This window comes from Cryobacterium flavum (assembly GCF_900103805.1).
In the GTDB taxonomy this organism is placed as follows: Bacteria; Actinomycetota; Actinomycetes; order Actinomycetales; family Microbacteriaceae; genus Cryobacterium; species Cryobacterium flavum.
Map to the genome: position 1 here is coordinate 89,108 of NZ_FNIB01000008.1, position 13,162 is coordinate 102,269.

At 66.6% G+C, this 13,162-nt stretch carries 14 protein-coding genes; 4 read left to right on the top strand and 10 right to left on the bottom strand.

From position 1 onward, the window contains the following. Window positions 1–99: 99 nt before the first annotated feature. Window positions 100–1,239 carry an alcohol dehydrogenase catalytic domain-containing protein gene (locus BLS91_RS12980; RefSeq protein ID WP_092341185.1) on the bottom strand — a complete coding sequence of 380 codons (1,140 nt, stop codon included), beginning with the start codon at window positions 1,237–1,239 and terminating at the stop codon, window positions 100–102. A gap of 39 nt (window positions 1,240–1,278) precedes the next feature. Here BLS91_RS12980 and BLS91_RS12985 point away from each other — a divergent pair, with 39 nt between their 5' ends. Further along, a complete protein-coding gene (locus tag BLS91_RS12985; protein ID WP_092341186.1) occupies window positions 1,279–1,722 on the top strand; it encodes a nitroreductase family deazaflavin-dependent oxidoreductase in 444 nt (147 codons plus the stop codon). Window positions 1,723–1,760: 38 nt separating this feature from the next. Here BLS91_RS12985 and BLS91_RS12990 read toward each other — a convergent pair whose 3' ends face one another. The 9 genes from BLS91_RS12990 to nirD all read right to left on the bottom strand — a co-directional run bounded on the left by BLS91_RS12990 (window position 1,761) and on the right by nirD (window position 8,173). Then, window positions 1,761–3,233 (bottom strand): glyceraldehyde-3-phosphate dehydrogenase, encoded by a 1,473-nt coding sequence (locus BLS91_RS12990; protein ID WP_092341187.1) that lies wholly within the window; start codon window positions 3,231–3,233, stop codon window positions 1,761–1,763. 62 nt (window positions 3,234–3,295) lie between these two features. Further along, the gene (locus BLS91_RS12995) at window positions 3,296–3,619 is read right to left on the bottom strand and encodes a DUF2469 family protein (protein WP_022886464.1); all 324 of its coding nucleotides are present in this window, start codon (window positions 3,617–3,619) and stop codon (window positions 3,296–3,298) included. 12 nt (window positions 3,620–3,631) lie between these two features. Further along, window positions 3,632–4,276, bottom strand: coding sequence for a ribonuclease HII (locus BLS91_RS13000; RefSeq protein ID WP_092341188.1), 645 nt, complete (start codon window positions 4,274–4,276; stop codon window positions 3,632–3,634). After that, window positions 4,276–5,058 carry a signal peptidase I gene (gene lepB / locus BLS91_RS13005; protein ID WP_092341189.1) on the bottom strand — a complete coding sequence of 261 codons (783 nt, stop codon included), beginning with the start codon at window positions 5,056–5,058 and terminating at the stop codon, window positions 4,276–4,278. Before lepB ends, BLS91_RS13000 begins: the two co-directional genes overlap by 1 nt. 80 nt (window positions 5,059–5,138) lie before the next feature. After that, window positions 5,139–5,480, bottom strand: a complete 342-nt coding sequence (gene rplS, locus BLS91_RS13010) for a 50S ribosomal protein L19 (RefSeq protein WP_092341190.1) — start codon at window positions 5,478–5,480, stop codon at window positions 5,139–5,141. Window positions 5,481–5,654: 174 nt separating this feature from the next. Next, entirely contained in the window at window positions 5,655–6,191 is a 537-nt protein-coding gene (locus BLS91_RS13015) for a hypothetical protein (protein ID WP_092341191.1), read from the bottom strand. 66 nt (window positions 6,192–6,257) lie between these two features. Further along, window positions 6,258–6,983, bottom strand: a complete 726-nt coding sequence (gene trmD / locus BLS91_RS13020; protein WP_092341192.1) for a tRNA (guanosine(37)-N1)-methyltransferase TrmD — start codon at window positions 6,981–6,983, stop codon at window positions 6,258–6,260. 9 nt (window positions 6,984–6,992) lie between these two features. Next, window positions 6,993–7,790, bottom strand: coding sequence for a sirohydrochlorin chelatase (locus BLS91_RS13025; protein WP_092341193.1), 798 nt, complete (start codon window positions 7,788–7,790; stop codon window positions 6,993–6,995). Continuing rightward, window positions 7,787–8,173, bottom strand: a complete 387-nt coding sequence (nirD, locus tag BLS91_RS13030) for a nitrite reductase small subunit NirD (RefSeq protein ID WP_092341194.1) — start codon at window positions 8,171–8,173, stop codon at window positions 7,787–7,789. Before nirD ends, BLS91_RS13025 begins: the two co-directional genes overlap by 4 nt. Before the next feature lie 290 nt (window positions 8,174–8,463). Between nirD and nirB the strand changes: the two genes are divergently transcribed. Genes nirB through BLS91_RS13045 form a run of 3 tightly spaced genes read left to right on the top strand, consistent with a single transcriptional unit; the run spans window position 8,464 to window position 13,143 of the window. Continuing rightward, window positions 8,464–11,103 (top strand): nitrite reductase large subunit NirB, encoded by a 2,640-nt coding sequence (nirB, locus tag BLS91_RS13035; protein WP_092341195.1) that lies wholly within the window; start codon window positions 8,464–8,466, stop codon window positions 11,101–11,103. A 4-nt stretch (window positions 11,104–11,107) separates the two neighbouring features. Then, window positions 11,108–11,947 carry a uroporphyrinogen-III C-methyltransferase gene (cobA, locus tag BLS91_RS13040; RefSeq protein WP_092341196.1) on the top strand — a complete coding sequence of 280 codons (840 nt, stop codon included), beginning with the start codon at window positions 11,108–11,110 and terminating at the stop codon, window positions 11,945–11,947. After that, window positions 11,947–13,143, top strand: a complete 1,197-nt coding sequence (locus BLS91_RS13045) for a uroporphyrinogen-III synthase (protein ID WP_092341197.1) — start codon at window positions 11,947–11,949, stop codon at window positions 13,141–13,143. Before cobA ends, BLS91_RS13045 begins: the two co-directional genes overlap by 1 nt. The last annotated feature ends 19 nt before the right edge of the window (window positions 13,144–13,162 follow it).

The window sequence follows — 13,162 nt, forward strand, 5'->3', positions numbered from 1 at the left end:
GTGCCTCCGAACACCAGAGTGCGCGCTCACGCGTGGCCGAGGGTGGGCCGCCGCCACATTCGTGGACAGTCGCGCGGCCCGGCCCCTGTGGAGGAGAGGCTATTCGTCGTGCATGACGAACAGGCGGCGCACGACGTCGCCGGCAACGAGCGCGTCGAGGCTCTCGTTGAGGTCAGTGAGCGGTCGGGTGTCGGTGTGCAGCAGTTCGACCGGCAGTTTGCCGTCCCGCCACAGCTGCAGGTAGGCCGGGACGTCGCGGCTGGGCACGGAGTCGCCCATGTACGAGCCGAGCAGCCGGCGGCCTAGCCCGGCGAACTGCAACGCCGGGGTGGTGATGGTCTGCTCGGGGTGCGGCAGGCCCACCGAGACGAGCGCGCCGCCCCGGGTGAGCAGGGCGAGGCTCGCCTCCATCACCCGGGCGCTGCCGACGGCCTCGATCGCGAGGTCGACGCCGTCGCCCGCGTATTCACGCACCAGTTCGGCGGCCTGGTGGGGCGAGCCGGCATGGTCGGCGCCGCAGCGAATGGCCAGCGCCTGCTTTTCGGGCAGCGGATCGATCGCGATGACGGTGGTGCCGTCGACCTGGGCGGCGGCCATGACAGCCATCAGGCCGACCGCGCCGAGTCCGAACACGATCACGGACTGGCCGGACGTGAGGGCGCCGGTATTGAGCACGGCGCCGATGCCGGTGAGGGCCGCGCAGCCGAACATGGCGGCGATGTCGAACGGAACATCCTGGTCGATCGGCACGACCGATTCGCGGACGACGACCGCGTACTGCGAGAACGCCGAGACCCCCAGGTGGTGGTTGACGCGTTCGCCCTCGCCGCCGATCAGCACGGCCGGTCCGTGCAACAGGTCGCCGGATCCGTTGGCCTCGGCGCCGCGGTGGCACAGCGCCGGGCGCCCAGCTAGGCAGGCCCGACAGTCACCGCAGCTCGGCACGAAGACCAGCACGACCCGGTCGCCGATGGCCAGATCGTCGACGCCGTCGCCGAGTGCCGTCACTGTGCCGGCGGCCTCGTGGCCGAGCGCCATCGGCAGCGGGCGTAGGCGCGACCCATCGATGACCGAAAGGTCGGAGTGGCACAGGCTGGCGCGTTCGATGCGCACAAGCACCTCGCCGGTCCGCGGCGTCGGCACCGGAATCCGTTCGAGCGTCAGCGGTCGGCTCTGTGCATAGGGGCGCGAGGTGCCGGCTTCGCGAAGAATCGTACTGAGCATCGTTGCTGGAGTCATTGTTCCAACCTAACGCCCGACGCGACGTACGCTGGGCTTATGACTGTGGGCAACCGGCTGACCGATCTGGGCATGCGCGCGATGAACGGCGTACACCGGATGCTGCTTTTCGTCTCCGGCGGACGCCTCGGCTGGACTATCGGTACCATGGCCGCCGTCGAGCTGCACACGATCGGCCGCACGAGCGGGCAGCGTCGGTCGACGATGCTGACAGCACCGGTGCACGAGGGCGGAAGGTATGTGCTCGTGGCGTCCAAGGGCGGCGACGACCGGCATCCGTTCTGGTACAGCAATCTCGTGGCCCAGCCCAATGTAGAGCTCACCATTCGCGGAGTGACGCGGCCGTTTCGGGCGCGCACCGCGACATCCACCGAGAAAGCCGAGCTGTGGCCGCGCATCGTCGCCGCCTACGCCGGTTATCGGAAGTACCAGACGAAAACCGACCGCGACATCCCCGTGGTCATCTGCGACCCCCGCCCCTAAAATACGGACGGGGCCTGGGCCCCGTCCGACTCAGAGCACTAGGCGACCGGCTCGAGCGCCTCGACCAGGATGGGCGGGAAGATCGGCGCGTGCACGCCGGACATCTCCTCGAGCACCCGAATCACCTGGCAGCTGTAGCCGTATTCGTTGTCGTACCAGACGTAGAGCACGGCCTTCTGGTCGGTGACGATGGTGGCCAGGCCATCGACGATGCCAGCGCGACGCGAGCCGAGGAAGTCGCTCGAGACCACCTCGGGCGAGTCGATGAAGTCGATCTGGCGGTGCAGCGAGGAGTGCAAGGACATCGTGCGCAAGTAGGTGTTGAGCTCCTCCTTGTCGGTCGCGCTGGCCAGGTTCAGGTTGAGGATAGCCATCGACACGTCGGGCGTGGGAACGCGGATCGCGTTGCCGGTGAGCTTACCGGCCAGCTCCGGCAGGGCCTTGGCCACGGCCTTGGCGGCACCGGTCTCGGTGATCACCATGTTGAGCGCGGCTGAACGGCCCCGACGGTCACCGGAGTGGAAGTTGTCGATGAGGTTCTGGTCATTCGTGAACGAGTGCACGGTTTCGACGTGGCCGTCGATGATTCCGTAGCGATCGTTGACGGCCTTCAGGACCGGGGTGATCGCGTTCGTGGTGCAGGACGCCGCGGTGATGATGCGGTCGGTCGGCAGAATGTCCCCGTGGTTGATGCCGTGCACGATGTTCTTGAGCGCGCCCTTGCCCGGCGCGGTGAGCAGCACCCGGGCAACGCCGGGGCATTTCAGGTGCTGGGAGAGGCCCTCCTCGTCGCGCCACTTGCCGGTGTTGTCGACGACGATGGCATCGTGGATGCCGTACTGCGTGTAGTCGACGCTGGCCGGGTCGCCGGAGTAGATCACCTGGATGAGTGTGCCATTGGCGAGGATGGTGTTGTTCTCCTCGTCGATGGTGATCGTGCCCTCGAACGGGCCGTGCACCGAGTCGCGGCGCAGCAGGCTGGCCCGCTTGACCAGGTCGTTGGCCGAACCGCGGCGCACGACGATCGCGCGCAGGCGCAGGCCCTGCCCGCCGCCGGCGTGTTCGATCAGGATGCGCGCGAGCAGGCGCCCGATACGGCCGAAACCGTAGAGCACAACGTCGGTGCTGGTGCGACCGTCGAGTCCGTGCTGGCCGACGACGTCGGCGAGTTCAGCGCGGAGGTATTCTTCCAGGGTGACGCGGCCGTTTTGCTCGCGAAAACCGAGCGCGAGGCGCGCGAGGTCGATCGACGCAGCCCCCAGATTGAGGCCATCGATGGCCTGCAAAATGGGGAGGGTCTCTTCGAGCGGAAGCTCGACATCCGCTATGTGACGGGCGAAGCGGTGTGCTTTGAGCAGGCCGACGACCGATTTGTTGACCAGACCGCGTCCGTAGACGCTCGTCACCACGGTGTTGTCCCGGTAGAGGCGCCCGATCAGAGGAATCATCGCCTCGGCGAGAGCCTCGCGGTTGCTCCACAGAGCACGAGCACGATCAGCGTCCTGGATCACAGGGTTGCCTTCCTAAACCTTCGTCGGTCCTGTCCGGCCACCCGAGGCCCCGGAGTCATTCCTCACTCGTCGAGCGCAAGTTCCTTGGGAAGTTCGAAGTCTTTCGACGCGAGCTCTTCCACGTTGACGTCCTTGAAGGTCAGCACGCGCACCGATTTCACGAATCGATCGGAGCGGTAGACGTCCCAGACCCAGACGTCCTTCATGGTCAGTTCGAAGTAGAAATCGTGTTCCGTGTCACGGCGCACCAGTTCGACCTCGTTCGCGAGGTAGAAGCGTCGTTCGGTTTCGACGACGTACTGGAACTGACCAACGACGTCTCGATATTCCCGGTACAGGGCCAACTCGACCTCGCGGTCGTAGTCCTCGAATTCGTCTTCTTCCATGGTGATCTCATCTTACGCTGAGATTTTGAGCCACGATTTTCGGTGTAGAGGGCTCGGCCCGAGCAGGTCGATCGCGCTCATGTGCGCTGAGCTGCCGTAGCCCTTGTTCGACGCCCAGCCGTAGCCGGGAGCGCCATCGTGTGCGGCGATCATCAGGCGGTCGCGGTGCACCTTCGCAATAACGGATGCCGCCGCCACCGACCCGCAATCCCGGTCGGCTTTGATGCGGGTCACGACGCTCAACGGGGTGGCCAGGGCCTTGTTCAGCCAGTCGTCGCTGCCATCGAGCAGCACGATGCTGCCGGCCACATCGACACCCTGCAGGTATAGATCGGACAGGGCACGCTTACCGGCCAGCCCGAGGCAGGCGATGATGCCGAGTTCATCGATCTCGGCGGCCGAGGCGAGCCCGACGGCCGAGTGCGTCGCCCACTGCGAGGCGAGGGGGGCGAGAAGTTCCCGGCGCGGTTCGCTGAGCATCTTGGAATCGCGTAGTCCCACCGGCATGGCCAGAACGGATGCGTTCACCGCGGCAAATCCTACGGCCACTGGCCCGGCGAGAGCGCCGCGGCCCACCTCGTCACAGCCGATCACGAAGCTGGCGCCGGTGCGCAGCAGGTCGAACTCCACCTCGAGGGTGGGGTCGGACACGGCCACTACTCGGAGCCTTTGCCGGCTTGTTCCACCTCGCGGAACACATCGGGGTAGTCATCCAGCCAGGCCCAGCGGGCCAGCGGCCAGCTCACGACGAGGGCACGACCGACCACGTTTTCGATGGGGACGTAGCCCTTGCCGGCGGTGTCACCGTTGTAGCGGGAGTCCTTGGAGTTGTAGCGGTTGTCACCCATCATCCAGAGCGAGTCCGCCGGGATGGTGACGTCGAAGTCGTCCTTGGACACCGTGGTCTCGCCGGCCGGCAGCAGCACGTAGGCCGACTCGTCGAGGGGAACATCGTTGACGCTCATCTGGCCGAGGGCGTTACAGCACACGACGTGGTCGCCGGGCAGCCCGATGACGCGTTTGATGAGGTGATCATTGCTGTCGGGAGCTGAGAGTCCAACGACCGAGAGCAGCCAGTCGGCGCCGGCCACGATCGGGTTTTGCACCACGTCCGCCTGGGGCAGCAACCATCCGCCCGGATCCTTGAACACGATGACGTCGCCGCGAGTGATCGGAATCAGCTCCGGTTCGAGCTGGTTCACGATGATGCGGTCGTTGATCTGCAAGGTGTTCTCCATCGACCCGGAGGGGATATAGAACGACCGGATCAGGAAGGTCTTGATCAGGAAGGAGATGAGCAGTGCGACCACGAAAATGATCAGGAGGTCGCGGATGAACAGTAAGACGCTGCGATTCTTGCTGGACGCCTTCTTACTGCGAGACTTCTTCGACCCTGTCACCCGATGATCGGACCTGGAGGCGAGCACTTCATCTGTCATTTAACCGCCTGAGCTCCCCATCAGTTTAGGTGATGGGGAGCTCAGTGAAGAATCCGGTTGGATCTCAGTAGGCGCGAGAGTTAGCGCTTTTCCTTGATCTTGGCCTTCTTGCCACGCAGGTCGCGCAGGTAGTACAGCTTCGCGCGACGAACATCGCCGCGGGTCACGATCTCGATGTGGTCGATGACCGGGGAGTGCACCGGGAAGGTACGCTCGACGCCGATCTGAAAGCTGACCTTGCGAACGCAGAACGTTTCGCGCACGCCTTCGCCGGAGCGGCCGATGACGACTCCCTGGAAGACCTGGATACGAGAGCGGGTTCCCTCAATGATGTTGACGTGAACCTTGACGGTGTCGCCAGCACGGAAGTCAGGAAGATCTGTCTTCAGCGATGGGGCGTCTACCGCGTCGAGAATATGCATGTTGTTTCGCTCTCTGTACCCGCCACAGGTCGACTACGCTAGGTGCTTCATTCGAAGCAATCAGTATGAGGATGTGCGCCGCACAAAGCAGGCTCCCCTGTGGCAGAGTCCTGCAGCGGCACAATCGCCTATTCTGCCATGAACTGGCGCGCACTGCAAAGCGGGGCGGGCAGGTTAGGGCCGGTCGCGCTTTTCTTCGATAATGATGGTCTCGGGGGTGCCGGGTCGTCCGAAGGGTGCGCCGCGGCCGGGCAGTGGATGCTGCGGCCCGGCCGGTGAAGGCCGGCCCGGCGCAGACTGCCCGCGCGCCTGCTGTTCCACCAGGTCGACCATGGCGCGCATGCGACGCCGGGCAGCGGCGAACAGCTCCCAGACGGCGAACCAGAACACGGCCAGCCCGCCGATGATGACGAGCACACTGAGCCAGCCGGCGGCATCCGTTGAAAAGGGAATTGCGATGATGAGCAGGTGCCAGAGTGCAAGCACGCCGACATCGGCGTCGGAGACCGCCCGGGTTTCGCGGACCTCTTTGCGCGCGTAGATGACGAGTGCCACCAGCAGTAGCCCGAGGCCGATCAGAACGGCTCCGAAGAAGATGCCCAGGACCGCCCAGGCACCGGAGCCAAATATGGCGGAACCGACGAGAAGCCAGAGCGGCAGGGCTCCGGCGGCAATAAATTGCCAGTGGTAGAAGGCACGGCGGATGATCACGACCCCAAGTTTATCGACGGGGACTGACACTAACCTTGGCGTTCGCTGGAGGCAGAAGGTTGTGCTCTAGATTGTGCGCGGCAATAGATCGGGGCGCACCCGTTCGGTGCGTTCGATCTGCTGCTGGCGCCGCCAGGTGCTGATGGCGCCGTGGTTGCCGCTGAGCAACACCGGCGGCACTTCGAGGCCGCGCCAGCTGGCCGGTTTGGTGTAACTCGGGTATTCGAGCAGGCCGTCTTCGTGGGATTCCTCGACGAGGCTCGCGGGATTGCCGACGACACCGGGAATGAGCCTGCCGATCGCTTCGATCATGGCCATGACGGCGACCTCTCCCCCGTTGAGCACGTAGTCGCCGAGGCTGACCAGGCGCACCCGGCCGCGCTGTGAGTAGTGGTCGACCACACGCTGGTCGATGCCCTCGTAGCGGCCGCAGCCGAAGACGAGGTGCTGCTCGAGGGACAGCTCGCGGGCCATCGCCTGGGTGAACTGGTCGCCCGCCGGTGAGGGAAAGATGAGGATGGGGCCGCCCTCGGCCTGTGCAGCGGGCGCAGCAGCGGGCGCATCGGAACCGAGAATGGCGTCCAGGGCCGCGCCCCACGGCTCCGCCTTCATGACCATTCCGGCACCGCCGCCGTAGGGGGTGTCATCGACCGAGTGGTGCCGGTCAATGGTGGAGTCGCGCAGATTGTGCACGCCCAGATCAATCAGTCCGCTCTGCCGGGCCTTGCCGAGCAGAGACAGATCGAGCACATCGAAGAATTCGGGAAAAATGGTGACAATATCGATGCGCATGGTCAAATTCTAGAAGAGTCCGGCGCTCTCTTTCGCCTCGAGGTACCGGTCGAGGACCAGATCAACCAACGGAGCGGGGGCGGATTCCCCCGGCAGGAGCAGCGGAGCGGTGACCAGGTCGGCGCCGACGCTCTGGGCGCGGGTCAGGTCGAAGAAGAATCCGGGAGCCACGAGATAGGTGCTGACGGTGACGTTGGCGCTCCGGAGCCGGGCCCCGGTGACGGCGCAGGCCAGTCGCGGCGTTGCGGCCGAGAGAAAGCCTACGGTGACGCGCACGCCGAGGCGCTGTTCCAGCAGGGCGCCGACCGTGCGGCAGTCGTGCACTGCGCGTGCATCGCTCGAGCCGGCGGCGGCGAGCACGATCTCCTGGCCGCGTACCCGCCTGTCGAACCCGTCGGCCAGAAGGCGCTGCACCAGCACGTCGATGAGTCGGTCGTCCGGGCCGAGCGCGCGCGATACCGTCGTCACGCGGTCGTGCTCGCGGGTCTCACGCTGGAGGTCGACGTGGACGTGGTACCCGGCCGAGAGCAGCAGGGGCACCACGACAGCGGCGCAGTCCGGGCGTACCGCGCCAAGGCTCGCCGCGACATCCGGTTGCTGCACATCAACGAAACCCCCGGTCACAGCCAGACCGGGGCGGGCGAGGGAGACGGCTAAGACGAGAGCGGCGATGGCCGCCTGGCCGTCAGGCGAGTTGGTGCCGTGCGAGATGGCGACGAGCGCGGCGGGCAGCGGCGGGCTGATCGCAGCGCGGCGCCCGAAGGTGCTGCGCCGTTCAGTGTCGCGCCGTTCCCCAAGCAGGGTCATGCCGCAGCGAGTAGTTCAGTCTCGACCGCGACCTCGATATAGCCGCCGACAATGCGGGTCTCGTAGGTGTTCAGCACGAGGGTCGGGTTGGTGAAGCATTCGCCGGTACCGAGGTCGTAGACCTCTTTGTGCAGCGGTGAAGCGATGGTGGGGCGGTCTCCCTTGGACCCGACGATGCCGCGGGCCATGACGTTGGCCTCGGTGTGCGGGTCGCGGTGGTCGACGGCGTAGATCTCGGTGGGCGAGAGCAGAAATAAGGCGATCTGCTTCATGCGGATCAGTGCGGCTTCGCCCCAGCTGGGTTCCAGATCGGTCACGGCGCAGGCGCGCTCCCAGACCACTGTGGGGCGGGTCATGGTCGTTGTCATGTCGGTCATCGTCATGGTGCGCTCCCAGGGGGTTTCTATCGGGGGTTGTCGCGTTTGTGCGTTGGTACCACGGTAGGCGAGCCATATTTCGGCCAGTCGCCCCCTATGTTTCCCCCGAGTGAAACCCGCCTCACAGCGGGAACGCCGCACTGTGGGGCTTTCGACCAGTACGGGACACACGTGCGACACGAGGGTGAAACTGCCCCGAACTACGCTCATGATCGCCCCGCTTTGAAAGGATGCTGATGCCAGCTTCTCGTGAAACCGCCTCCGCGTATTCTGCCCCAGACCCTGCGGTTCCCGCTATGGATTTGACGCACGCCGTCACATCGACGACCCCAGCGGATGCCGCCAGCGCCGATCCAGACGCCCCGCGCCGCGTCATCGTTATCGGCGGCGGCCCGGCCGCGCACCGCCTCACCGACGCGCTGCACTCCCGCGACACCGAGCACGCCCTCTCGATCACCGTGCTGGCCGAAGAAAACCACCGACCCTACGACCGGGTCGCGCTGAGCCAGCGCCTGGCCGGCCTGATCGACCTCACCCTCGAGCCCACGGCCCCGTGGAACAGCGAACGCATCGCGCTGCGCATCAACGAACGGGCCACAAGCATCGACCGGCTCGCCCGCACGGTCACGACGTCGACCGGCGCGGTGCTGCAGTACGACGACCTCGTGCTCGCCACCGGTTCCAGTGCCCCCGTACCGGAGCTGCCCGGCCGCGAACATATTCGGGTGTACCGCACCCTCGACGACGTCGACGCCCTCGTCGACGAACTCGCCGCTCTAACCGCCTCACTCGGCCGCACCCCCAAGGTCGTCGTGGCCGGCGGCGGTCTGCTCGGCCTCGAAGCGGCCGGCGGACTGCACAAGCTCGGCGCCGAATCGGCCATCGTGCACTCCGGCGGCTGGCTCATGTCCGCCCAGCTCGACGAGGGCGGCGGACAGTCGCTCGGCCGGCTCATCGTTGCCCAGGGCATCGAACTGCACCTCGGCACCCGCGCCCGCACCATCCTCACCAACGACGACAACACCGCCGTGACCGGCCTGCAGCTCGGCAACGGCCGCGACATCGCCGCCGACATGGTCGTCTACGCGATCGGCATCTCGCCTCGCGACGAACTGGCCCGCGATGCCGGGCTCACCGTGGGCACCCGCGGCGGCGTCACGATCGGCAACGACTGCCGCACCAGCGACCCGAGCATCTGGGCGATCGGCGAGGTCGCCAGCTGGAACGATCGCTGCGTGGGCCTCGTCGCCCCGGCCAACGCCATGGCCGAGGTCGTCGCCGACCGTCTGCTCGGCGGCATCGCCGAGTTCACGACCGTCGACGATGCCACCAAGCTCAAGCTGTCCGGCGTCGACGTCGCGAGCTTCGGCGACGCCCTCGCGACGACGCCCGGCTCGCTGGAAATCGTCTACGCCGACCCGGCCCGTGGGCTGTACCAAAAGCTTGTCATGACCGACGACGCCAAAACCCTGCTCGGCGGCATCTTCGTCGGTGACGCCACGCCCTACTCGGCACTCCGCCCGATGGTGGGCCGACAGCTCAGCAGCGAGCCCGCCGCCTACCTCTCAGCCGCGGGCGCCGAGGCCCCGGCTGGCGACGAACTGCCCGACGACGCCCTGGTCTGCTCCTGCAACATGGTCTCGGCCGGCGCGGTGCGAAATGCCGTTCGCGGCGACGACCACACCGATGCCTGTACCGAGCTCGGCGCGCTCAAAGTCTGCACCCGGGCCGGCACCCAGTGCGGTTCGTGCGTGCCGCTGGTCAAGAAGATCCTTGAGGCCGAGCTGACGGCATCCGGTCAAACGGTCTCGCACGCCCTGTGCGAGCACTTCGAGCTGAGCCGCCAAGAGCTGTTCGAATCGGTGCGGGTGCTGGGGCTCACGTCGAGCGACGAGATCTTCTCCCGCTTCGGCACCGGTCGTGGCTGTGATGTCTGCAAGCCAGCCGTCGGCTCCATCCTGGCCAGCCAGAACACCTCCTACATTCTTGATGCCGGCCGCGGCACCCTGCAGGACACCAACGACCGCGCCATGGCCAACATGCAGAAGGACGGCACCTACTCGGTGGTCCCCCGCATTCCGGGTGGCGAGATCACCCCGACCAAACTGGCCGTGATCGCCCAGGTCGCGCTCGACTTCGACCTGTATACCAAGATCACCGGCGGACAGCGCATCGACCTGTTCGGCGCCCGGCTGGAACAGCTGCCCGACATCTGGCGCATTTTGGTGGACGCTGGCTTCGAGTCGGGGCAGGCCTACGGCAAAGCGCTGCGCAACGTGAAGTCCTGCGTCGGCTCCACCTGGTGCCGGTTCGGCGTGCAGGATGCCGTCGGCCTCGCGATTCGGCTCGAATTGCGCTATCGCGGCCTGCGCGCGCCGCACAAGTTCAAGTTCGGGGTGTCGGGCTGCGCCCGCGAGTGCGCCGAAGCCCGGGCCAAGGACGTCGGCATTATCGCGAGCGACAACGGCTGGAACATGTACGTCGGCGGCAATGGCGGTTTTCAGCCGGCGCACGGGCAGCTGCTCGCGACCGACCTCGACGAAGAAACCCTGATCAAGTACATCGACCGCTACATGATGTACTACATTCGCACGGCCGATCGGATGCAGCGCACCGCCCGCTGGATGGAGGACCTCGAGGGAGGCCTCGAGCACGTGCGCGACGTCGTCATCAACGACTCGCTTGGACTGGCCGAGGAGCTCGAGCAGGCCATGCTCGCCCACGTCGACAACTACGAAGACGAGTGGGCGGCGACGCTCGCCGACCCGGAACGACTGCGCCGGTTTCGTTCCTTCGTGAACGCTCCGGCCGAACCCGACCCGAGCATCGCGCTCGTTACGGAGCGTGACCAAATAAGGCCGGCGACTCCGGCCGAACGGGCCTCGTCGAGTACTGTTCTCCTAAGTGGAAGCCGCATTCCCGTTCGAAAAGAGTAGGCAGATGACAGCCCAGAGTTCCCGTACGGCTGGGTCAGTCAGCTCCAGTTCAGTAGCCGCCGGCCCAGTGACCACCGGTCCCGTCACCCTGGTGGGTGGCGGCCCCGGTGCCGCTGAACTGCTGACCGTGGCCGCGGTGACCGCCCTCGCGCAAGCGGATGTCGTGTTGTTCGACCGCCTCGCGCCGAGCGACGACCTCGCCTCCCTCGCACCCCAGGCGACGCTCATCGACGTCGGCAAACGCGCCGGCAGCCACCCGGTCTCGCAGACCGGAATCGAAGAACTCATGGTCGAGCATGCCCTCGCCGGCAAACGCGTCGTGCGGCTCAAGGGCGGCGACCCCTATGTCTTCGGTCGCGGGAGTGAAGAAGTGCTCGCCTGCCACCGCAATGGCATCGCCGTCACCGTCATCTCCGGCGTCACGAGTGCGCTTGCGGTGCCGGCCGCGGCCGGAATCCCGCTGACCCACCGCGGCATCAGCCACGCCTTCACCGTGATCAGCGGCCACGCACCACTCACCGACAACGAACTCGAAGGACTCACCCTGCTCGGCAGCACCATCGTGGTACTCATGGGCGTCGGCACCCTGCCGACCCTCAGTCAGGGGCTGCTCCGACACGGCATGTCGGCCGAGATGCCCGTGGCCATTATTGAACGCGGGTTCAGCGCCACCCAGCGCACCACCGTGAGCACACTGTCGGCGGTGCTGGCCGATGCCGCTGCCGCCAGCGTGCGCAGCCCCGCCGTGCTGGTCGTCGGCGAGGTCGTACGCCTCGCCTACAGCGGCGACGCCGCCGCCGAGGACCTCGTGGCCCGAGCGGCCGAGTTTGCGGGCACCGACTGATGACGGAAACGAACGATGTACCCGCACCCGATCTGTACGTGCACCACGTGCGCCTGCCGGGTGCCGTCGAGCCGATCGAGGTCGCGGCACCGTTTCTGCAGCCGAACCAGCTCGTGGGGTTTCGCATCGGAGTGACGAGCGATCGGCGTTCCAGCGACCTGATCGACGCCTTTGAGCGGCGCGGTGCGCGCGTTGTGCACGCGCCGACCCTGCGCATCGCGCACTCGCAGCAGGACGGCCCGCTGCTCGATGACACCCGCACCATGATCGCCGCGCGGCCCGATATTCTGCTCGCGACCACCGGTTACGGAGTGCGCCGCTGGTTCGAGGTGGCCGAGGCCGATGGTCTCGGCTCCGACCTGACCGACGCCCTGGCCGAGACGACCATCCTGGTGCGCGGGCCGAAAGCGCGTGGGGGCATTCGGGCGACCGGGCTGGGTGACTCCGGGATGAGCGATTCGGAGACGACGGCCTCGCTCGTTGACAAGGTTCTGGCCGAGTACCCGCCCGGGCTCACGATCGGAATCCAGGTGCACGGAGCCACGGACGAACAGCAGCTCGACCGGCTGCGCGCGGTGCACGAGCGCGTGCTCGTCGTCGCGCCGTACCGGTGGATCGCCGTCGACGACACCGACGAGCGGGTGTACAAGCTGGTCGAGGCAATCTGTGCCCGCCAGCTGGACTGCGTCACGTTTACGAGTGCGCCGGCCGTGCACGCGCTGTTCACCGCGGCGGAAGGCATGGAGGTCTACCCCGAGCTACTCAAGGCGCTGCAGACTCAGGTCTGCGCGGCAGCGGTCGGCCCGGTGACCAGTGCCCCGCTGATCGCCGCGGGGATCGCACCCATTCAGCCGACCCGTTTTCGCATGGGCGCGCTGATTCGGCTGGTCTGCGAACACCTCGAGCAGAACATGATCGAGCGGGTCGAGACCCAGAACGGGCTCGTGCAGCTGCGCGGTTCGCTCGTGCAGGTCGGCGAGGAACGTGTGCAGCTGCCGCCGACGGCCCTCGCCATTCTGCGGGCGCTCATGCGGGCACGCGGGGCGGTCGTCTCCCGTGAGGACCTCACGCTGGCCCTGTCCGGCGACTCCGACGACCATGCCATGGAGGTCTCGCTCAGCCGGCTGCGGCAGACGCTCGGCATTCCCGGGCTGGTCGCGACGGTGGTCAAGCGCGGCTACCGCCTCAACGTCTAGCCCTCGGCGCACAGATGCC

Bases quoted from the DNA above. Each gene is read 5' to 3' on its own strand.
- BLS91_RS12980 (WP_092341185.1), bottom strand. From the start codon at position 1,239: ATGACTCCAGCAACGATGCTCAGTACGATTCTTCGCGAAGCCGGCACC.
- BLS91_RS12985 (WP_092341186.1), top strand. From the start codon at position 1,279: ATGACTGTGGGCAACCGGCTGACCGATCTGGGCATGCGCGCGATGAAC.
- BLS91_RS12995 (WP_022886464.1), bottom strand. From the start codon at position 3,619: ATGGAAGAAGACGAATTCGAGGACTACGACCGCGAGGTCGAGTTGGCC.
- lepB (WP_092341189.1), bottom strand. From the start codon at position 5,058: ATGACAGATGAAGTGCTCGCCTCCAGGTCCGATCATCGGGTGACAGGG.
- rplS (WP_092341190.1), bottom strand. From the start codon at position 5,480: ATGCATATTCTCGACGCGGTAGACGCCCCATCGCTGAAGACAGATCTT.
- trmD (WP_092341192.1), bottom strand. From the start codon at position 6,983: ATGCGCATCGATATTGTCACCATTTTTCCCGAATTCTTCGATGTGCTC.
- BLS91_RS13025 (WP_092341193.1), bottom strand. From the start codon at position 7,790: ATGACCCTGCTTGGGGAACGGCGCGACACTGAACGGCGCAGCACCTTC.
- nirD (WP_092341194.1), bottom strand. From the start codon at position 8,173: ATGACGATGACCGACATGACAACGACCATGACCCGCCCCACAGTGGTC.
- nirB (WP_092341195.1), top strand. From the start codon at position 8,464: ATGGATTTGACGCACGCCGTCACATCGACGACCCCAGCGGATGCCGCC.
- cobA (WP_092341196.1), top strand. From the start codon at position 11,108: ATGACAGCCCAGAGTTCCCGTACGGCTGGGTCAGTCAGCTCCAGTTCA.
- BLS91_RS13045 (WP_092341197.1), top strand. From the start codon at position 11,947: ATGACGGAAACGAACGATGTACCCGCACCCGATCTGTACGTGCACCAC.